We start from the raw sequence: 20,361 nt of genomic DNA, 5'->3' as shown, positions 1-20,361 counted from the left end.
TGTTTCTACGCCGTCAGGCCGCCTGCCTCTGGCCGGAGCCAGAGGTCGCGTCGCGATACCAGTACTCGAGGGTCAGCACGTGCCACAGATGCTTGGAGAAGTCCCGCTGTCCGGAGGCGTCCTCGGCGACGAGCCGCTGAAGCGCGTCGCGGCGCAGGAACCCGGAGCGGACGAGCTCGCCGTCGTTGATCACCTCGCGCACCAGCGGTGCCAGATCCCGGCTCATCCAGGCCCGCAGCGGGGCGCTGAACAGGCCCTTGGGGCGGTAGACGATCTCCCGGGGCAGGATCGAGGTGGCCGCCTCCTTGAGGACGGCCTTGCCCTGCCGTCCGACGATCTTGCGGTCGCCGGGTACGGCGAACGCCGCCTTGACCACCTCGACGTCCACGTACGGCACCCGCACCTCGGTCGACGCGGCCATGCTGGAGCGGTCCGTGTACGTGAGGTTCAGGCCCGGCAGGAACATCCGGGCGTCGCCCAGGCACATGCGGTTGACGAAGTCGTCGAGGTCGTTGTCCCGGTAGACGTCCGCGTGTTCGGTCAGCACGTCCTCGACCGTCCCGGCCAGGTCCGGATCGATCAGGGCGAGCAGCTCGTCCTGGTCGTACATGGTGTAGCTGCGCCGGAACGCGGTCTCCTCCGGCAGATCGGCGAAGGAGAGGAACCGCTTCGCGAAGCGCACCGACCGGTACCCCCGGCGGGACGTGGCGACCGGCAGCCGGTCCACGGCCGCGGACACACCGCGCCGCAGGGGGCGCGGGACGCGCTGGTAGCGCAGCGCGAGCAGGTTGGCCAGGTGCTTGCGGTACCCGGCGAACAGCTCGTCGGCGCCCATCCCGGAGAGCATCACCTTGACCCCGGCCTCCCGGGCGGCCGAGCAGATCAGGAAGGTGTTGATCGCGGCGGGGTCGCCGATCGGCTCGTCCAGGTGGTACGTCATCCGCGGCAGCAGGTCGAGCACGTTCGGGGCGATCTCGATCTCGTGCAGGTCGACGCCGAACCGCTCGGCCACCTGCCGGGCGTAGCGCAGGTCGTCCGGCATCGCCTCGAACTTGGCGTCCTCGGCGCGGAATCCGATCGTGTAGGCGGAGATCCCGGGCCGGTGGCGGGCCGCCAGCGCGGTCAGGTAGCTGGAGTCGAGGCCGCCGGAGAGGAAGGTCGCCACGGGTACGTCGGAGAGCAGGTGGCGCCGGGTCGACTCCTCGACGATGGCGGCCAGGTCCGGCCGCTCGCCGCCGCGGGCCCGCTCCCGGCCCTCGGCGGCGACGTCCTTCAGGTGCCAGAACCGGCCGCGCTCCACCCGGCCGTCGGGCCGGCACCTGAGCCAGCTGCCCGGCGGCAGCTTCTCCGCCTCGCGGAACGCACAGCGCGAGTCCGGCACCCAGTAGTACAGCAGCGAGGCCACCAGCGCCGCGTGGTCCACCTCCAGCGATCCGCCGGTCACGGCGGCGAGCGCCTTGAGCTCGGAGGCGAACACCAGGCCCTCGCCGCGCCGGAGCAGGAACAGCGGTTTGATGCCGAGCTGGTCGCGGGCGAGCACCAGCTCACCGGTCCGCTCGTCGAAGACCGCCAACGCGAACATGCCGCGCAGCCGGGGCAGGCAGTCCGTGCCCCAGCGCCGCCAGGCCTCCAGGAGCACCTCGGTGTCGGAAGTGCCGCGGAAGCGCACCCCGGCGGCCGCCAGTTCGGCGCGCAGCTCGGGCGCGTTGTACAGCTCGCCGTTGTAGGAGAGGGCGAGGCCGTCCGAGACCATCGGCTGGGCGCCGGTCTCGGACAGGTCGATGATGGCCAGCCGGCGGTGCCCGAGCTGCACTTCGCCGTCACCGGCCCGGTGGCCGTACCGGCCCGCCCCGTCCGGGCCGCGGTGGACGAGGGTCTCGGTGAGCCGGTCGGTCACGACCTTCCCGTCCGGCCATCGGTACGTGCCTGCGATGCCACACATGTACTACCGCGCCTCCTGGTCGCTGTCCGGGCCCCGTCCCGCCCACATCGGCTGCCGCTCCGTGCGCGGGCGGCCCTGCCCCGCTGTCTGAACGGCGTGGGAGGTACCCCCACCGTTCTGCCGGGCCAGCCGCTCGTTGTGGCCGCGCAGCGCGGTGTGCAGCCCGTCCCACAGCGTGCCGTCGGTCCGGTCACGCGGATCGGGGTCGATGAGCACCACACCGATCACCGGGATGTTCAGGTCCGCGAGCTGCCGTGCCACGGTGTGCAGCCACGCGGCGCTGCCGTGCCCGGCACGCACGACGAGCACGGTCTGGGTGCCGAGGTACTGCAGGTCGGTCCAGGCCGCGCCGGGCGCGACCGAGCCGACGCCGAGCCGGCGCTCCTGATGCGGCAGGGCCGCGGCACGCTCGCCGCCGACCACGGCCGGGTCTCCCGGCTTCCGGCGGCGTGCGAGCTGTGGGCCGGGCAGACCGTCGATGATCACCACGGGCCCGTCCGCCGCCAGTGCTCTGCCGAGGTCGAGGGCGATCACGCTCGCACTGCGCGCACAGCCCAGTTCCAGCAGCGACACCGGTTCCGCGGAGCCGCGCACGGTGCGGGCCAGCATCACCGTGAGCCGTTCGCGTGCCGCCCGGGTCCGTCGGCGCCGCCACAGCACGGCCGTCCTGCGGGGCAGTTCCGCGATGACCGAGGCGCCGAGGTTCGCCGCGATCTCCCGGCGCAGCACGGGACGGTCCGCCACGACCGCGCCGACCGCGGCCACGGCGAGCCCGAGGACCAGCCCGAGGACCAGCCCGATACCGGCGTTGGTGGCAGCGGTCCTGGGCAGGGAGTGCTCCACCGCGCGCGGAGCGTCCACGATCTGTGTGCGGGCGATGAGCTGGGGCGTACCGGTGCGCGCCTCCGCGGCGCGCTGGCCGAAGTCGGAGATCCGCGAGGTGAGTTCGGCCCGGCGGGCGAAGAGCGACTCCATGTTCGCCGACGCCTCCGGCCCGCTCTCCGGCGGTCCCTCCCCGATCTCCTCGTTGACCTCGGCGAGTTCGTCCCGCATCCGCTCACGCTGGTCGAGCAGGGTCTTGGCCTCGGCGTCCGCGGCCTCCTGTATCCGCTTCACATGGTCCGCGACGAACGCGTCGGCCAGTGCCTTGGCGCGCGCCACCGCCTCCGCCTCGCTGTCACCGGAGACGTCGATCTGGAGCAGGTTGTTGGTCAGCCCGGTGCCCCCGTAGTCCTTCATGAAGTCCTCCGGCTTCTCCGGGGACTTGAGGGACTGCAGGGCCCGACCGGCGATCCGCGTGGTGTGCAGCAGCGCGACGTCGGTGCGGATCAGCGTTCCGGGGTCGTTCGGCTGGTCGTCCTGGTGCGCGACCAGCACCTTGGTCACCGCGGTCGGCGGCGGTGGCATGAGGACCGCGACGGCCGCGCTGGCGAGGAGCCCCAGCAGCGCCACCGAGCACCAGAGGCGGCGCCGTCTGCGCACCGCCACCACCAGCGCGTGCAGATCGAGGAGCGGAGCGGCGGCCGACGACTCCGAAGTCGTATGCGTCACCTTGAACCTCCCGTCGGGTCGTCGCCCACCGCGAGCGCCGGCACGGCGGCGGTCTGCCGAGGACGGCCGGCGGGCCGCTCGGGACGGGCCCGGACCGTGGCGGCGAGGACTACGCCGACGACCTCGTGCCCCGCGTCCGCACACGCCTCGGCGATGCCGGCGAGCTCCCCGGCGGTCCGGCTGCCCGCGCTGAGCACGACCAGGGCACCGGACTCGTCGTCGCGGTCCGGCACCAGCGGCCGGGACACCGAGACCCCCACCACCCGCAGCAGCGGATCGCTCCCGGCCTCGGCGACGAGCTGCCCGGCGGCCCGGCGGGCGATCTCGTCGCCGTCCGGGACGACCACCAGCAGCCGCCGGTGTTCCCGGAGCCGGGCGCACACCCGCCGGTAGCGGATCTGCCGGCCGGCCTCGTCGCCGGATGCCCGCGGGGTCGGTATGTCCCACCGGACGTCGAGGCCCAGCAGCCGGCGGATCCGGGCCCGCGGGCCGCGGCCTTCCGGCCGGTGCGCGGGGCGTTCACCGGGTACGTCGACGGTCCCCAGCAGCACCGAGCCCAGCGCCGCGGCGATCTCCGGCTCGGTGCGCGGCCGGCGACTCATCCGTGCGGAGGTGAGATGGCCGACGACCGCGAGCAGGAAGAACAGCAGCGCTCCGGCGACGATGAGCTGCACCCGCGTCGGCGGTGCCTCGCCGGTCGGCCGGGCCGCCGGGCCCATGACGACCATGTTGGCCTTGGCGGCGGCCGAGTCGGCCTGGTCCAGCTTGTTGATGGCCTCCTGCAGCGTGGTGCGCAGCTTCGCGAGTTCGGTGCGGGTCTGCACGCTCTCCACGGTCTGCCCCGGATCGGCCGCATCGGCCAGCTCGGTGATGCGGCGGCTGGTCTGCACCACCAACTGCCGCAGCTCCTCGGGCCGCGCCGCCGCTTCGGGGTCGGTGTCGTCGCCCGCGACCCGTGCGGCGAATGCCACGAACTCCTGGGCCACCTCGTCGGAGAGCCGCTGGGCGCGCTTCGGGGTCTCGGCCGTGCCCGAGATCTTGATGATGTTCCCGTCGGCGGCCTCGGCGCTCACCCGATCCCGCAGCTCGCCGCCGCCGACCCCGGACCAGTCGAGCGTGGCGGCCACCCGGTCGACCACGACCGAACTGGTCGCGATCTCCGCCTGGGTCAGCAGCTCGCGCTCCTCCCACGCGCCCGGCAGCAGTACCGATGCCGACGTCGTGTAGCGCGGTGGAAAGAGCACGGAGGCGCCGTAGCCGACGAGCGCGCCCACCAGGGCGAGGACGGTGAGAAGCCGCCGGCGCCGCCGGACGATCCTGCCGATCGTGACCAGGCGTATCGTGTCGTCGCTCAATGGTGCGGCCTCCTCCTTGCCTGGTCCGGGCCGTCCGCCGACACCGGGGCTTGGTCACGGCAGGCGGCGGCGTAGGCGGCGAGCAGCGACGCCTGCGAGTTCCGCCAGGACAGCGGCCCGCCGATCCGCTCCTGGCCGGTCCTGCCCATCCGGGCCCGCTGCTGCGGATCGTCCAGCAGCACCGTGATGAGCTTGGCGAACTCGGCCTCGTCGTTGGCGGGCGCGTAGACGGCGGCGTCACAGGCGGAGACGCGCGCCTCCTTCAGGTCGAAGGAGACGATGGGCCGGCCCATCACCATGTACTCGAGGACCTTGTTCATGGTCGACACGTCGTTGAGCGGATTGCGCGGGTCGGGGGAGAGGCACACGTCCGCGGTGGACAGGTAGCGCACCAGGTCGGCGTCCGGGATGCGCCCGGTGAACTGCACCTGCTCCGAGAGCCCGAGCCGCCGGGACAGCTCCACCATCGCCTCGAAGGTGTCGCCGCCACCGACGAACACCGCGTGCCAGTCGCTCCGGCCGAGTTCGTCGCGCAGCTTCGCCAGGGCCCGCAAGGCGTAGTCGACGCCGTCCTGCGGGCCCATGACGCCGAGGTAGCACAGCAGATGGGGCTTGCCGCGCTTCAACTCCGGCTCGGGCGGCACGGGATGGAACCGGTCGACGTCGGGCGCGCTGCGCACCACGAAGACGTCCTCCGGCCGCCGGCCGCCACGGTGCACCGCGACGTCCCGGTAGCTCTCGTTCGTGGCGAGCACGACGTCCGCGGTCCGGTAGGTCAGCCGTTCCAGCGCGCACACGCCGCGGTAGAGCAGGTCCTTTCCGCGGCCGAACCGGGAGAGGTACAGCTCGGGCACCAGGTCGTGCTGGTCGAAGACGAACCGCGCGCCGCGCCGCTTCAGCCACAGGGCCGGCAGGAACAGCAGGTCGGGCGGGTTGCAGGCGTGGACCACGTCGACCGGGCCGACCTTCCGGGCCAGCCGGGCCGTGTGCCACAACGCCGATCCGTACTCCCGCAGATAGCCGGCCGGCCCTCCGGTGGCCGCGCGCAACGGGTAGCGGTGGATCCGCACCCCGTCGATCACGGCCTCCGGCTCCGTGTCCCGCTTGCTCCCCCGGGGGCAGATGACGTGCACCTCCCAGCCCGCGTCGCGCAGCGTCGTGCACTCCTGCCACACCCGCCGGTCGAACGGCACCGACAGGTTCTCCACCAGGATCAGCGCGCGCCGGTCCGGCCGGTCGCCGCCGGCTCTGTCATCAAAAGACGTGTCACCAAGCAAGGCCCATGTATCCCGGTTCGGCCCGGCGCGCTTCGGCGTCGGGAAGGCGGACGAGGTCGACGATCACCGGGCCGTCGCCGTGGGGCAGCGCCGAGAGCACGTCCGGATCCCTGGTCCCGACCAGGCACACCTCGGCGTGTTCGAGCACTTCGTCGACGGAGTCGGCCAGTAACTGAGCGAGGTGCGGCAGCCGGGTCTCGATGTACTCGCGGTTCGCGCCGATCAGCCGGGACAGGCTCACGTTGGCGTCGTGGATCCGCAGGTCGTAGCCCTTGCCGTGCAGCCTCTCCGCGAGCTCGACGAGCGGGCTCTCGCGGAGGTCGTCGGTGCCGGGTTTGAAGGACAGCCCGAACAGCCCCACCCGGCGCTTGCCGGTGCGCTCGACCAGCTCCACCGCGCGCTGCAGATGGTCGGAGTTGGAGGGCAGCACATGGGAGAGGATGGGCACCGAGACGTCGGCCCGTCGCGCCGCGTGGACCAGGCTGCGCAGGTCCTTGGGGAGGCAGGAGCCACCGAAGGCGAAGCCGGGCCGCAGATAGGCGGGGCTGATGTTCAGCTTGCGGTCGGCCAGGAACACGTCCATCACCTGGTGCGAGTCCACCCCGAGCGCCTGGCACACCGCGCCCAGCTCGTTCGCGAAGCCGATCTTGAGGCCGTGGAACGCGTTGTCGGCGTACTTGATCGCCTCGGCCGTCGGGACCGGCACCCGGAACACCTCGCCGGGCAGTCCGTCGTACAGCGCCGCCACCGCGTCGCCGCTCGCCGGGTCGAGTTCGCCGATGACGGTCTTGGGCGGGTCGAAGAAGTCCCGCACGCTCGTGCCCTCGCGCAGGAACTCCGGGTTGACCGCGACCCCGAAGTCCACCCCGGCCGTGCCGCCGACGTACTTCTGCAGGATCGGCACCAGCAGGTTCAGGCAGGTGCCGGGGAGCATGGTGCTGCGGAACACGACGGTGTGCCGGCCCCCCTGCTCGGCCCGCTCGGCCAGCGCGGCGCCGATCTGCTCGGTGACCCGCTCCAAGTACGTGGTGCACAGGCTGCCGTTGGGCTCCGACGGCGTGCCCACGCAGACCAGCGACACCTCGCTTCCCATGATCGCCTCACGGACGTCGCGGGTGGCGCGCAACGCCCCGGCCCGCACGGCCTCGGCGACGAGCTCGCCGATCCGCTCCTCGACCACCGGGGCCTTGCCCTCGTTGACCAGGTCGACCTTCACCTGGTTGACGTCCACGCCGATGACCTCGTGACCTTGGCTCGCCAGGCACGCGGCCGACACACAGCCCACATAGCCGAGCCCCAGGACGCTTATTCGCATGACCCCGTTCCTCCCGCGCATCAGTAGGCCCCCTGTCCGTGGATCACCGCACGCAGCGTCTTCCACAAGATCACTGTGTCGAGGGCGAGCGACCAGTCCTCCACGTACCGCAGGTCCAGCCGGACCGCCTCCTCCCACGGCAGGTCGCTGCGTCCGCTGATCTGCCACAGGCCGGTGAGCCCGGGCTTGACCAGCAGCCGCCGCCGGATGTCCGGGCCGTACGCGGCGGACTCCTCCGGCAGCGGCGGCCGCGGACCGACGAGCGACATCGATCCGGTGAGTACGTTGAACAGCTGCGGGAGTTCGTCGATCGAGTACCGGCGCAGCACCGCTCCCACCCGGGTCACCCGCGGGTCCCGGTGGAGCTTGAACAGCAGGCCCGCGCCCTCGTTGCGGTCGGCCAGCCCGGCACGTGCGCCGTGGGCCCCGGCGACCATGGTGCGGAACTTGAAGATGGTGAACTCGCGGCCGTCCTTGCCGACTCTGCGCTGCCGGTAGAGCGCCCCACCCCGGCTGTCCGCCAGCACGAGCAGCGCGACGAGCACCATCAGCGGCGCGAACAGGACCAGCAGGATCGCCGCACCCAGCCGGTCGACGACCTCCTTGACCGCCCGGCGGCCCCCGGTGAAGGCCGGCATGCTGACCCGCAGCAGCGGGATCCCGAGCACCGCGTCGACATGCAGCCGCGGGCCCGCCACCTCCATCAGCACGGGCGCCACGACCATCTCGGCGTCGCTGCCCTCGAGGTTCCAGGCCAGCCGCTGCAGCCGGTCCGGTGACCAGTGCGGGTCCGGTGTGACCGCGACGACGCGGTAGCCGTCGCGGCGGACGTGACCCGCGACGTCCGCCAGCCGTCCGACGACCGGCACTCCGTCCAGTTGGTCACCGTCGAGCCCCAGCCCGTCCGCCGTGCACACCGCGTCCACCCGCCAGCCGAGGTGCGGGAACCGACGGGTCCGGCTGATCAGGTCGCGCAGGGTGGCCGGGCTCCCGGCGGCGAGCACCGGTCTCAGGCACCGCCCTTCCTTCCGCTGTCTGTGCAGCCAGAGGCGCAGCAGATAGCGCGCGGTCATGGTGGTGAGCGCGATCGCCGGGATCGCGACGAAGATCCAGAGCTTGATGTTGCGCGAGGTGAGGGCGATCCCGCCGAGCGCCAGCACGACGACCGCTGTGAACAGTGAGCGTCCGAGCCTGCGGAATTCCTCGGCGCCCTGGCCGAGCACGGCCGGAGCCCACGAACGGCTCACCGCGAGCGTTCCCAGCACCAGCAGTTCGGTGCCGAACGCCAGAATTCCCCACTTCTCGTGCCAGTTGGCCGCGTCCCGGGCCCCGAAGAAGCCACCGATCGCCGCCACCACGAAGGCGGTGGCCACGGTGTCGCTGATGATCACGGCACGGCGGTATCGCTGCTCCCAGTCGATCGCGGGCCGGCCGATCGTCCCGTTCGCCAGACGCCCGCGCGCCGACCGAAACGGATCGACTAACTCCCCCTGCTGCACAGGACCCCCCAGGTCACCAGTGGTTCGACGTGTTCGCCGCACACTGTTTTCGCCGAGAGACGCCCCCCGCCCCCCGCGTAGCGCCGTTCCTCCCCTCGGGAGGCCCCCGCCTCCCGCGCATGCCAATCCGGCTGCGAACCCCCACGTCCGGCGCCCGGGACCATAGATCATTTTGGTCGCTTCGGGTCCGAACCGCTGAAGCACGGTCAATCTAGACCATCAGGTCGGGGTGTGTAGAGGGGATGTGTGTGATTTGTGTTCAAGCTTTGAGACTTGATTCACCGATCGATGACCTCCTCCAGCTGGCCGAAACGATCGGGGCGCGAGAGCCGTGTCGAGCCCCGTGCGTCGGAGAAGACCGACGCGGCCCTGATCACACCGGGCCGGACGGGCGTTAGAGATGCGTCAAGGGCGGCACGGCCGCCGTAAGAGGGCTGTCAACGGCGGCCGAATCCGGTCACAGAGGCGCTTTCCTCGATTCGTCCGATTCTCATTCGAACCTCACTAGGAGATCGCGATGGCCGACGTGGCCTTCGTCCTCACCACGGTCGCGGTGTTCGTGCTCGTGGCGCTCATCGCCCGGGGGGTGGGCAAGCTGTGACCGCCGAGAACATCGTCGGCCTCGTGGTGGCCGTCGCCCTGCTGGGCTATCTCGTCCTCGCCCTCGTGTTCCCGGAGAGGTTCTGAGATCAGGCATGGGTCCCGTACTTGCTGACGTGCTCCTGGTGACCGCGCTGATCGGCGCGCTCGCCCTGGTGCACCGTCCCTTCGGCGACTACATGGCCGCCGTGTACAGCTCGAAGAAACACCTGCGCCTCGAGAGGTGGATCTACCGGTCCGTCGGTGCCGATCCGGACGCGCAGATGCGCTGGCCGGCGTATCTGCGCGGCGTGCTGTTCTTCTCCGCGGTGGGCGTGTTGTTCCTGTATCTGCTCCAGCGGGTGCAGGACACGCTGCCGCTGTCGCTGGGCTTCAAGGCGATCACGCCGGACCAGGCGTTCAACACGGCCGCCTCCTTCGTGTCCAACACGAACTGGCAGTCGTACTCGGGTGAGTCGGCGATGAGCCACGTCACCCAGACGATGGGCCTGGCGGTGCAGAACTTCGTCTCCGCGGCGGTCGGCATCGCGGTCGCGGTGGCGCTGGTGCGCGGCTTCGCCCGGTCCCGGACCGGTGAGCTGGGCAACTTCTGGGCGGACCTGGTGCGTGGCGTCGTCCGCATCCTGATCCCGATCTCCGTGGTCGCGGCGCTGGTCCTGATCGCCTGCGGTGCGATCCAGAACTTCGGCGACATCCACACCGTCACCACGCTGACCGGCGACAAGCAGGCCATCAGCCCCGGTGCGGTGGCCTCCCAGGAGGCCATCAAGGACCTCGGCACCAACGGAGGCGGCTTCTTCAACGCCAACTCCTCGCACCCGTTCGAGAACCCCAACGGCTTCACCAACCTGCTGGAGATCTTCCTGCTGCTGGTGATCCCGTTCTCACTGCCGCGCACCTTCGGCAAGCTGGTCGGCAACGTCAAGCAGGGGTACGCCGTCCTCGCCGCGATGGCCGTCATCTGGTTCCTCGGCGTCGTCGCGGTGACCATCACCGAGTACGCCCACCCGGGCACCGCCTCCCAGCTCGCGGGCGGCGCGATGGAGGGCAAGGAGCAGCGTTTCGGCGAGGGCCCGTCCTCGCTGTTCGCGGTGTCCACGACCATGACCTCGACCGGGTCGGTGAACTCCTTCCACGACTCCTTCAGCGGACTGTCGGGCGGGGTGCTGCTGCTCGGCATGATGCTCGGCGAGATCGCGCCCGGCGGGGTGGGCTCCGGTCTGTACGGCATGCTGATCATGGCGATCATCGCGGTGTTCATCGCCGGTCTGATGGTGGGCCGTACGCCCGAGTACCTGGGCAAGAAGATCGGCACCCGCGAGATCAAGCTGGCCGCCTGCTACATCCTGATCACCCCGGCGCTGGTGCTGATCGGCACCGCGCTGGCGATGGCGCTGGGCAAGGGCGAGTCGTCCATGACGAACGTCGGGGCGCACGGCTTCTCCGAGGTGCTGTACGCCTACACCTCGGCCAGCAACAACAACGGGTCCGCCTTCGCCGGGTTCGGCGCGAACACGGAGTACCACAACACGATGCTCGGCCTGTGCATGCTGCTGGGCCGCTTCCTGCCGATGGTGTTCGTCCTCGCGCTGGCCGGCTCGCTCGCCGAGCAGCGGCCGGTCCCGGCCACGGCAGGCACCCTGCGCACCGAGAAGCCGCTGTTCACCGGCCTTCTCGTGGGGGCGATCCTGATCATCACCGGCCTGACGTTCTTCCCGGCGCTAGCGCTCGGCCCGCTCGCGGAAGGGCTCGCGGCATGACCACCAACACGCAGAACGCCGACAGCCAGAACACCGACACGCAGAGTACCGACGCAGAGAAGCAGGACACGATGTCCACTCCCACCCTCGCGCCGCACCAGGACGCGCCCACCGGGCACAAGCCCGACGGGCGGGTCGGCGGGGGACTGTTCGAACCTGAGCAGCTCGTCAAGTCGCTGCCGGACGCCTTCCGCAAGCTCGACCCGCGGGTGCTGGTCAAGTCGCCCGTGATGTTCGTCGTGTTGATCGGCTCCGTGCTGACCACCGTCTTCTCCTTCACGGACCCGGGCGACTGGTTCGGCTGGACCATCAGCGCCTGGCTCTGGCTGACGGTGATCTTCGCCAACCTCGCGGAGGCCGTCGCCGAGGGCCGCGGCAAGGCCCAGGCCGACACGCTGCGCAAGGCCAAGACCGACACGGTCGCGCGCCGACTGCTCAAGGACGGCTCCGAGGAGCGGGTTCCGGGTACCGACCTGAAGATCGGTGACCTCGTCGTCTGCGAGGCCGGCGACGTCATCCCCGGCGACGGTGACGTCGTCGAGGGCGTGGCGAGCGTCGACGAGTCGGCGATCACCGGTGAGTCGGCTCCGGTCATCCGGGAGTCCGGCGGTGACCGGTCCGCGGTGACCGGCGGTACGAAGGTGCTGTCCGACCGGATCGTCGTCAAGATCACGACGAAGCCCGGTGAGACCTTCATCGACCGGATGATCAATCTGGTCGAGGGCGCGGCACGGCAGAAGACGCCGAACGAGATCGCGCTGAACATCCTGCTGGCCTCGCTGACGATCGTCTTCCTGCTGGCTGTGGCGACCCTGCCGCCGTTCGCGGACTACGCGGGCTCCCATCTGACGATGGTCGTGCTGGTGGCGTTGCTGGTCTGTCTGATCCCGACGACGATCGGCGCGCTGCTGTCCGCCATCGGTATCGCGGGTATGGACCGGCTGGTGCAGCGCAACGTACTCGCCATGTCCGGCAGGGCGGTCGAGGCCGCCGGTGACGTCTCCACGCTGCTGCTCGACAAGACCGGCACCATCACGCTGGGCAACCGCCAGGCCGCCGAGTTCGTGCCGGTGCGTGGCACGACGGAGGCCGAGGTGGCCGATGCCGCCCAGCTGTCGTCGCTGGCCGACGAGACGCCCGAGGGCCGCTCCGTCGTCGTACTGGCGAAGGAGAAGTACGGCCTGCGCGAGCGGCACCAGGGCGAGTTGGCGCACGCCGAGTGGATCGAGTTCACCGCGCAGACCCGTATGTCGGGCGTGGACGTCGACGGGCGCAAGGTCCGCAAGGGCGCCACCGCCTCCGTCATCGCCTGGGTGCGCGAGCAGGGCGGCACCGTCGCCGAGGACGCCGACACCATCGCGGGCCGCATCTCCGAGGCGGGCGGTACCCCGCTGCTGGTCGCCGCGAGGGATGACAAGGGCGCCCGCGTCCTGGGCGTCATCCACCTCAAGGACGTAGTCAAGGACGGCATGCGCGAGCGGTTCGAGGAACTGCGCCGCATGGGCATCAAGACCGTCATGATCACCGGTGACAACCCGCTGACCGCCAAGGCGATCGCCGAGGAGGCGGGCGTGGACGACTTCCTCGCGGAGGCCACTCCCGAGGACAAGATGGCGCTCATCAAGCGGGAGCAGGCCGGCGGCAAGCTGGTCGCGATGACCGGCGACGGCACCAACGACGCCCCCGCGCTCGCCCAGGCGGACGTCGGCGTGGCGATGAACACCGGTACGTCGGCCGCCAAGGAGGCCGGCAACATGGTCGACCTCGACTCCAACCCGACCAAGCTGATCGAGATCGTCGAGATCGGCAAGCAACTGCTGATCACCCGGGGCGCGTTGACCACGTTCTCCATCGCCAACGACGTCGCGAAGTACTTCGCGATCATCCCGGCGCTGTTCGCGGCGGTCTACCCGGGCCTGGACAAGCTCAACATCATGGCGCTGTCCTCACCGGACTCCGCCATCCTGTCGGCGGTCATCTTCAACGCCCTGATCATCATCGCGCTCGTGCCGCTCGCCCTGAAGGGCGTGCAGTACCGGCCGGTCAGCGCGGATCGCATGCTGCGCCGGAACCTCGGGATCTACGGCCTCGGCGGGCTGATCGCCCCGTTCATCGGCATCAAGATCATCGACCTGCTCATCTCGCTCATCCCCGGGCTGTAATTTCTCAAAGGCGTGGTGAAGCACATGAACACCTCTGTAGTGAACACCGGCCGCATGGCCTGGGCCGCCCTGCGCATGCTGCTCGTCCTCACCGTCGTGACCGGCATCGTCTACCCGCTCGTCGTCACCGGCGTCGGCCAACTGGCCTTCCACGACAAGGCGGGCGGCTCGATCGTGAAGGTCGACGGCAAGGAGGTCGGCTCCCGGCTGATCGGCCAGAGCTGGAACCTGCCCGGCACCGACAGGCCCGACCCGAAGTGGTTCCAGGGGCGCCCCTCCAACAGCGGCTACGACCCCCTGTCCACCGGCTCCAGCCAGCTCGGCGCCAGCGACCCGACGCTCGTCAAGGACGTCAGGGCGGCCAAGAAGCAGGTCGCCGCCTTCAACGGCGTACCCGAGTCCGAGGTGCCGAAGGACGCCGTCACCGGCTCGGCCTCCGCCGTCGACCCGGACATCTCCCCGGCGTACGCCGGCATCCAGGTCAGGCGGGTCGCCGAGCACAACGGGCTGACCGTCGCCCAAGTGCAGAAGCTGGTCGACGCGCATACGGACGGCCGGACCCTCGGCTTCATGGGCGAGCCGCACGTCAACGTCCTCGAACTCAACATCGCGCTCAGGGAACTCGCGGCGAAGAGCTGACGGGGCTGTCCGCACGGCGCACGACAGGACACGACAGGAAGGGGCGCACCGATGACCCGGGTGCTGGTCGTGGAGGACGACCCCCAGCTCGTACGCGCGCTCGTCATCAACATGCAGGCCCGCCACTACGGCGTCGACGCGGCCCCGGACGGCACGACCGCCCTGCGGCTGGCGGCCGCCCGCCGGCCCGACGTGGTCGTCGTCGACCTGGGCCTGCCGGACATGGACGGCGTCGACGTCATCAAGGCCCTGCGCGGCCGGACCCGGGTGCCGATACTCGTGCTCTCCGCCCGGCGGGCGTCCGACGAGAAGGTCACGGCGCTGGACGCGGGCGCCGACGACTACGTCACCAAGCCGTTCAGCATGGACGAACTGCTCGCCCGCCTGCGCGCCGCGGTCCGCCGCGCCGAGAGCGGGCCGGTCGCCCTGGAGACGACGCTGGTGAAGACGGACGCGTTCACCGTCGACCTGGTCGCGAAGAAGGTCAACCGCGGCGGGCACGACATCCGGCTGACCCCGACCGAATGGGAGTTACTGGAGATCCTGGTCACGCACCCCGGGCGCCTCGTCACACAGAAACAGCTCCTGCGCGAGGTCTGGGGAGCGTCCCAGAGCAACAAGACGAACTATCTGCGGGTGTACATGGCCCAGCTGCGCCGCAAACTCGAAGCGGATCCCTCGCACCCGCGCTATCTCATCACCGAACCTGGGATGGGATACCGCTTCGAGGGGTGAGCCCGCCCGCACACGACCGACCGCACAGAGACGAGAACCGAGAACCACATGGGACGCGGCAGGCTAAGGATCTACCTCGGCGCGGCGCCGGGCGTCGGGAAGACCTACGCGATGCTCTCCGAGGCCCACCGGCGCGTGGAGCGCGGCACCGACTGCGTGGTCGGTTTCGTGGAGCACCACGACCGGCCGCGCACCGAGGTGATGCTGCACGGCCTGGAACTCGTCCCGCGCCGCGAGATCGAGTACCGCGGCACGACGTTCACGGAGATGGACGTCGACGCGGTCCTCGCGCGCCGCCCCCGGGTGGCCCTGGTCGACGAGCTCGCGCACACCAACGTGCCCGGCTCCCGCAACGCCAAGCGCTGGCAGGACGTGGAGGAGCTGCTGGCGGCCGGCATCGACGTGATATCCACGGTGAACATCCAGCACCTGGAGTCGCTCGGCGACGTCGTCGAGACGATCACCGGGATCCGGCAGCAGGAGACCGTTCCCGACGAGGTGGTCCGCCGCGCCGACCAGATCGAGCTTGTCGACATGTCGCCGCAGGCCCTGCGCCGCCGCATGGCGCACGGCAACATCTACCAGCCGGACAAGGTCGACGCGGCCCTGTCGAACTACTTCCGCCCCGGCAACCTGACCGCCCTGCGCGAGCTGGCCCTGCTGTGGGTGGCGGACCGGGTCGACGAGTACCTCCAGCAGTACCGGGGGGAGCACGACATCCGCTCCACCTGGCAGGCCCGCGAGCGGATCGTGGTCGGCCTGACCGGCGGCCCGGAGGGGCGCACGCTCATACGGAGGGCGGCACGGCTCGCCGAGAAGGGCGCCGGAGGCGAGGTCATCGCCGTCTACATCGCCCGCAGCGACGGACTGGCCTCCGCCTCACCGAAGGAGCTCGCCGTCCAGCGCACCCTGGTCGAGGACCTCGGCGGCACCTTCCACCACGTCATCGGCGACGACGTCCCGACCGCGCTGCTGGACTTCTCGCGCGGCGTCAACGCCACCCAGATCGTCCTGGGCGTCTCCCGGCGCAAGAGCTGGCAGTACGTCTTCGGACCCGGCGTCGGCGCCACCGTCGCCCGCGAGTCCGGACCCGACCTGGACGTCCACCTGATCACCCACGACGAGGCGGGCAAGGGCCGCGGGCTGCCCCTCGCCCGGGGTACCCGGCTGGGCCGCTCGCGGATCATCTGGGGCTGGCTGGTCGGCGTGGCCGGCCCGCTGCTGCTCACCCTCGCTCTCACCCGAGCCGACGTGGGCCCGGACCTGACGAACAACGTGCTGCTGTTCCTGATGCTGACGGTCGCCGCGGCGCTGCTCGGCGGTCTGCGGCCGGCGCTCGCCTCGGCGACCGTCGGATCGGCGCTGCTGAACTACTTCTTCACCCCGCCGGTCCACACCTGGATCATCGCGGAACCGGAGGACGTCGTCGCCATCGCGGTGTTCTTCGCGGTCGCCGTCTCCGTCGCCTCCGTCGTGGACCTGGCCGCCCGCCGCACCCACCAGGCGGCCCGGCTGCGCGCCGAGTCGGAGATCCTCTCCCTGCTGGCCGGCAGTGTGCTGCGCGGGGAGACCAGCCTGGACGCGTTGCTGGAGCGCGTCCGGGAGACCTTCGCCATGGAGTCGGCGGCCCTGCTGGAGCGGGAGACCGACGTCGACCCGTGGACCTGCGCGGGCCGGGTCGGAGACCCCGGCGCCATCGAGCGGCCCGAGGACGCCGACGTCGACATGCCGGTCGGCGACCACATGGCGCTCGCCCTGTCCGGCCGCGTCCTGCCGGCCGAGGACCGGCGGGTGCTGGCCGCCTTCGCCGCCCAGGCCGCCGTCGTACTGGACCGCCAGCGGCTGCAGCTGCAGGCCGACCGGGCCAAGGAGCTGGCCGAGGGCAACCGCATCCGCACCGCGCTGCTCGCCGCCGTCAGCCACGACCTGCGCACCCCGCTCGCGGCCATCAAGGCGTCCGTCTCCTCGCTGCGCTCCGACGACGTGGCCTGGTCGGAGGAGGACCAGGCGGAGCTGCTGGAGAGCATCGAGGAGGGCGCCGACCGGCTCGGCGGGCTGGTGGACAACCTGCTGGACATGTCCCGGCTGCAGACCGGCACCGTCACGCCGCTGATCCGGGAGATCGACCTCGACGAGGTGGTCCCGATGGCCCTCGTGGGGGTGCCCGAGGACAGCGTCCACCTCGACATCCCCGAGACGCTGCCCATGGTCGCCGTCGACAAGGGGCTGCTGGAGCGCGCGGTCGCCAACGTCGTGGAGAACGCCGTCAAGTACAGCCCCGACGGCCCGTCCGCGTCACCCGTCCACGTATCCGCCAGCGCCCTCGGCGACCGCGTCGAACTGCGGGTCGCGGACCGCGGACCCGGCGTGCCCGACGACGCCAAGGAGCGCATCTTCGAGCCGTTCCAGCGCTACGGCGACGCCCCGCGCGGCGCCGGTGTCGGCCTCGGCCTCGCGGTCGCCCGCGGCTTCGCCGAGGCCATGGGCGGCACCCTCGACGCCGAGGACACCCCCGGCGGCGGCCTCACCATGGTCCTCACGCTCCGCACGGCCCCGGGCCGGCCGCGGGCGCAGCCCGAACTGCCGACCACGACGATGACGTAGAGCTACGCCCCCGTGCGTGAGGCGGATGCTTTCTTCGGTTACACGTTCGGTTAGGGTGTGCCGCCGGGATCTTGGCGCAGACCTGTCGGATCCTTGACGATGTCCTGGCGGGATACGACAGGTGGAGGAGCCGAGGCGTGACCGGACGTGCGGCAGCGGCGCGACCGACGAAGGCGACGCGCCCTTCCAGAGCTGCGCGGGGATGGCAGTCGCTCTTCACGGCGCACCCCGCGCGCACAGTCGTGACGGGCTTCAGCGCGGTGATCCTGCTCGGCACCGTCCTGCTGATGCTCCCCGCCGCCAGCGAGGACGGCTCCTCGGCCGACTTCGTGACGGCGCTGTTCACGTCGACGTCGGCGGTGTGTGTCACCGGCCTGGTGGTCGTGGACACCGGCACGTACTGGAGCGGCTTCGGCGAGGGCGTCGTCCTCGCCCTGTTCCAGGTCGGCGGCTTCGGGATCATGACCATGGCCTCGCTGCTGGGCCTGCTGATCTCCGGCAAGCTCGGGCTGCGGATGCAGCTCACCGCGCAGGCCGAGACCAAGAGCCTGGGCATCGGCGATGTCCGCAAGGTGCTGCTCGGCGTGGCCGGCTGCACCCTGATGGTCGAGCTGGCCGTCGGCGCCGTACTCGCGCTGCGGCTGCGCTTCGGCTACGGCGAGTCCATCTGGGATGCCTCCTACCTGGGGTTCTTCCATGCGGTGTCGGCGTTCAACAACGCCGGGTTCGGTCTGCACGCCGACAGCCTCACCCGGTACGCCCAGGACCCGTGGGTGACCCTGCCGGTCGCCGTCGCGGTGATCCTCGGCGGCATCGGCTTCCCCGTGCTGCTCGAGCTGCTGCGCCACCGCCGCCGCAGGCAGCTCACCGGCCGGCGCCGCTGGTCGCTGCACTTCCGCCTCACGGTGCTCACCACCGCCATCCTGCTCGCCCTCGGCACCGTGCTGACCTGTGCCCTGGAGTGGGGCAACGACGGCACCCTCGGCCCCTTCGACTGGCACAAGAAGATCCTCGCCGGGTTCTTCCACTCCGCCATGTCCCGCACCGCCGGGTTCAACAGCGTCGACATCGGCGCGATGACGGATGCGACGCTGCTGATGACGTGCATGCTGATGTTCGTGGGCGGCGGCAGTGCGGGCACCGCGGGCGGCATCAAGGTCTCCACCTTCGCCGTGCTGGGCGCGGCCATGCTGGCCGAGGTGCGCGGCGAGCCGCACTCCGGCGTGATGGGCCGCAAGCTCGCCCCGCACGTCCTGCGCCAGGCCCTGACCGTGGCCCTCGCCGGCGTCGGGTTCGTGATGACCGCGACCCTCGCGCTCCTCGTGGTGGTCGACAAGCCCTTCGAGCAGGTGCTCTTCGAGGCGGTGTCCGCCTTCGGCACCGTGGGCCTGTCCACCGGCATCACCGCTGACCTGCCGACCGTCGGACGCCTGATCGTCATCGTGCTCATGTTCGTCGGCCGACTCGGACCGGTCACCCTCGTCTCCGCGCTGGCCCTGCGCGAGCGCACCCGCCGCTACCAGCTACCCGAGGAGCGACCCGTCATTGGCTAACTACCTGCACAACCTGCGCCGCCGCCGCGCCAAGCAGCTCGCCACCCAGTACGCCAACCCCCACGGCGACCAGCGCGTCGCCGTCATCGGCCTGGGCCGCTTCGGCAGTTCGCTCGCCAACGAGCTGATGCGCCGCGGCTGGGACGTCCTCGGCGTCGACTCCGATCCCCAGATCGTGCAGCGCCTGAGCGACGACCTCACCCACACCGCCGCCGCCGACTGCACCGACCCCGAGGTACTGCGCCAGCTCGGCGTGCACGAGTTCACCAGCGCCGTCGTCGGCATCGGCACCGACATAGAGGCATCCATCCTCATCTCGACCAACCTGCTGGAGGCCGAGGTCCCCAACATCTGGGCCAAGGCCATCAGCCGCCAGCACGGCCAGATCCTGGAGCGCCTCGGCGTGCACCACGTGGTGCTGCCGGAGCACGAGATGGGGGAGCGCGTCGCGCACCTGGTGACCGGCCGGATGCTGGACTTCATCGAGTTCGACGACGACTACGCCCTGGTGAAGACCGTCGCGCCGGAAGTGGCCACCGGGGTGGCGCTGGGCGAGAGCGGGGTCCGATCCAAGTACGGGGTGACGGTCGTCGGCATCAAGCGGCCGGGCGAGGGCTTCACATACGCCACCGCCGAGACCGTCATCGCCAAGGGCGACGTCATCATCGTCACCGGCAAGACCCAGGCCGTGGAGTCCTTCACCGAACGCGACTGACTCACGAAAGGGACCTGGGCCTGCGCAGCAGCCACTGCCGGAACGTCCGACGTGGGGGTCGCACCACCACACGGCCGTGGGCCTTCTGACCGACCAGCTCCACTCGCAGAGTGACCGGCGCATCAGGGGCCGTCGCGGCCTGCCGGTGCGTGACCTTGCTGTGGACCAGCCGCAGTCCATCGGTGTCGACCACGATGCCGGGCCGTGTGATCAGCGTCAGGGTCTTCCCCGCCATGTCGACGTCGATCCGCAGGGTGTCCTGGGTGATCACGGCCTCGGTGAAGTCGAGGGTCACCTCGCACCAGTACACCGCGAGTTCCAGCTTCCGCGGCACCACCCAGCGCCCCGCCCGCTCGACCGCGCCGCTGTGCACCTGCTCGATCCGGACCACGTCCTTGACGTCGGTCACCGCCGCGCCGGCCGTGGCCGATACGGGCGGCAGATCAGCGGTGAGCACGCTCAGTTCGCCCAGAGTCCGTGCCGACAGGGCGGCTTCCAGACGCTCGTCCAACTCGTCCGCGGTCAGCAGGCCGTCCCCCGCCGCGATCCGCAGCACATCCACGACCCGGTCCCGGTCCGCATGAGAGGCTCGCAGCCCGGGCGACGAGCCGGGGTCGGAGCGCTTCCCGGTGGGTGAAATCTCTCCCGACATGC

The 20,361-nt window shown here is 70.9% G+C and carries 15 protein-coding genes; 8 read left to right on the top strand and 7 right to left on the bottom strand.

Annotation, left to right across the window (positions count from 1 at the left end; all coding sequences use genetic code 11):
* Positions 1-13 precede the first annotated feature (13 nt).
* Genes asnB through IM697_RS33530 form a run of 6 tightly spaced genes read right to left on the bottom strand, consistent with a single transcriptional unit; the run spans position 14 to position 8,939 of the window.
* The gene (gene asnB, locus IM697_RS33555) at positions 14-1,942 is read right to left on the bottom strand and encodes an asparagine synthase (glutamine-hydrolyzing) (protein ID WP_194039838.1); all 1,929 of its coding nucleotides are present in this window, start codon (positions 1,940-1,942) and stop codon (positions 14-16) included.
* 3 nt (positions 1,943-1,945) lie between these two features.
* Positions 1,946-3,493 carry a Wzz/FepE/Etk N-terminal domain-containing protein gene (locus IM697_RS33550; RefSeq protein ID WP_194039837.1) on the bottom strand — a complete coding sequence of 516 codons (1,548 nt, stop codon included), beginning with the start codon at positions 3,491-3,493 and terminating at the stop codon, positions 1,946-1,948.
* The gene (locus IM697_RS33545; RefSeq protein ID WP_194039836.1) at positions 3,490-4,848 is read right to left on the bottom strand and encodes a Wzz/FepE/Etk N-terminal domain-containing protein; all 1,359 of its coding nucleotides are present in this window, start codon (positions 4,846-4,848) and stop codon (positions 3,490-3,492) included. Before IM697_RS33545 ends, IM697_RS33550 begins: the two co-directional genes overlap by 4 nt.
* A complete protein-coding gene (locus tag IM697_RS33540; protein ID WP_194039835.1) occupies positions 4,845-6,125 on the bottom strand; it encodes a glycosyltransferase family 4 protein in 1,281 nt (426 codons plus the stop codon). The genes IM697_RS33545 and IM697_RS33540 overlap by 4 nt, the downstream gene beginning before the upstream one ends.
* Positions 6,115-7,440: a nucleotide sugar dehydrogenase gene (locus tag IM697_RS33535; RefSeq protein WP_194039834.1), complete on the bottom strand. Its 1,326-nt coding sequence runs from the start codon at positions 7,438-7,440 to the stop codon at positions 6,115-6,117. Before IM697_RS33535 ends, IM697_RS33540 begins: the two co-directional genes overlap by 11 nt.
* A gap of 20 nt (positions 7,441-7,460) precedes the next feature.
* Positions 7,461-8,939: a sugar transferase gene (locus tag IM697_RS33530; RefSeq protein WP_194039833.1), complete on the bottom strand. Its 1,479-nt coding sequence runs from the start codon at positions 8,937-8,939 to the stop codon at positions 7,461-7,463.
* A 597-nt stretch (positions 8,940-9,536) separates the two neighbouring features.
* Between IM697_RS33530 and kdpF the strand changes: the two genes are divergently transcribed.
* From kdpF to IM697_RS33490, 8 genes are all read left to right on the top strand, one after another.
* Positions 9,537-9,626 (top strand): K(+)-transporting ATPase subunit F, encoded by a 90-nt coding sequence (kdpF, locus tag IM697_RS33525; RefSeq protein ID WP_033264828.1) that lies wholly within the window; start codon positions 9,537-9,539, stop codon positions 9,624-9,626.
* A gap of 8 nt (positions 9,627-9,634) precedes the next feature.
* Complete coding sequence (gene kdpA, locus IM697_RS33520; protein ID WP_194039832.1) at positions 9,635-11,299, top strand: potassium-transporting ATPase subunit KdpA; 1,665 nt, start codon at positions 9,635-9,637, stop codon at positions 11,297-11,299.
* Complete coding sequence (gene kdpB / locus IM697_RS33515; protein ID WP_407699564.1) at positions 11,296-13,461, top strand: potassium-transporting ATPase subunit KdpB; 2,166 nt, start codon at positions 11,296-11,298, stop codon at positions 13,459-13,461. Before kdpA ends, kdpB begins: the two co-directional genes overlap by 4 nt.
* 24 nt (positions 13,462-13,485) lie before the next feature.
* Positions 13,486-14,100: a potassium-transporting ATPase subunit KdpC gene (gene kdpC, locus IM697_RS33510; RefSeq protein WP_194039831.1), complete on the top strand. Its 615-nt coding sequence runs from the start codon at positions 13,486-13,488 to the stop codon at positions 14,098-14,100.
* 51 nt (positions 14,101-14,151) lie between these two features.
* Positions 14,152-14,835 carry a response regulator gene (locus IM697_RS33505; protein ID WP_194039830.1) on the top strand — a complete coding sequence of 228 codons (684 nt, stop codon included), beginning with the start codon at positions 14,152-14,154 and terminating at the stop codon, positions 14,833-14,835.
* Positions 14,836-14,883: 48 nt separating this feature from the next.
* Entirely contained in the window at positions 14,884-17,439 is a 2,556-nt protein-coding gene (locus tag IM697_RS33500) for a sensor histidine kinase (protein WP_194039829.1), read from the top strand.
* A gap of 242 nt (positions 17,440-17,681) precedes the next feature.
* Entirely contained in the window at positions 17,682-18,992 is a 1,311-nt protein-coding gene (locus tag IM697_RS33495; protein WP_228044282.1) for a TrkH family potassium uptake protein, read from the top strand.
* Positions 18,985-19,707, top strand: coding sequence for a potassium channel family protein (locus IM697_RS33490; protein WP_194039827.1), 723 nt, complete (start codon positions 18,985-18,987; stop codon positions 19,705-19,707). The genes IM697_RS33495 and IM697_RS33490 overlap by 8 nt, the downstream gene beginning before the upstream one ends.
* A gap of 1 nt (position 19,708) precedes the next feature.
* On the opposite strand, the gene IM697_RS33485 is transcribed toward IM697_RS33490, so the two are convergent.
* Positions 19,709-20,359 (bottom strand): DUF1707 SHOCT-like domain-containing protein, encoded by a 651-nt coding sequence (locus tag IM697_RS33485; RefSeq protein ID WP_194039826.1) that lies wholly within the window; start codon positions 20,357-20,359, stop codon positions 19,709-19,711.
* Positions 20,360-20,361: the final 2 nt, after the last annotated feature.

Source organism: Streptomyces ferrugineus (assembly GCF_015160855.1).
Classification (GTDB): Bacteria; Actinomycetota; Actinomycetes; order Streptomycetales; family Streptomycetaceae; genus Streptomyces; species Streptomyces ferrugineus.
This window is presented reverse-complemented; position numbering and strand designations above follow the sequence as displayed.

Coding starts and splice junctions, on each gene's coding strand:
- IM697_RS33500 (WP_194039829.1), top strand. CDS start 14,884: ATGGGACGCGGCAGGCTAAGGATCTACCTCGGCGCGGCGCCGGGCGTC.
- IM697_RS33485 (WP_194039826.1), bottom strand. CDS start 20,359: ATGTCGGGAGAGATTTCACCCACCGGGAAGCGCTCCGACCCCGGCTCG.
- IM697_RS33505 (WP_194039830.1), top strand. CDS start 14,152: ATGACCCGGGTGCTGGTCGTGGAGGACGACCCCCAGCTCGTACGCGCG.
- kdpC (WP_194039831.1), top strand. CDS start 13,486: ATGAACACCTCTGTAGTGAACACCGGCCGCATGGCCTGGGCCGCCCTG.
- IM697_RS33535 (WP_194039834.1), bottom strand. CDS start 7,440: ATGCGAATAAGCGTCCTGGGGCTCGGCTATGTGGGCTGTGTGTCGGCC.
- kdpB (WP_407699564.1), top strand. CDS start 11,296: ATGACCACCAACACGCAGAACGCCGACAGCCAGAACACCGACACGCAG.
- kdpA (WP_194039832.1), top strand. CDS start 9,635: ATGGGTCCCGTACTTGCTGACGTGCTCCTGGTGACCGCGCTGATCGGC.
- asnB (WP_194039838.1), bottom strand. CDS start 1,942: ATGTGTGGCATCGCAGGCACGTACCGATGGCCGGACGGGAAGGTCGTG.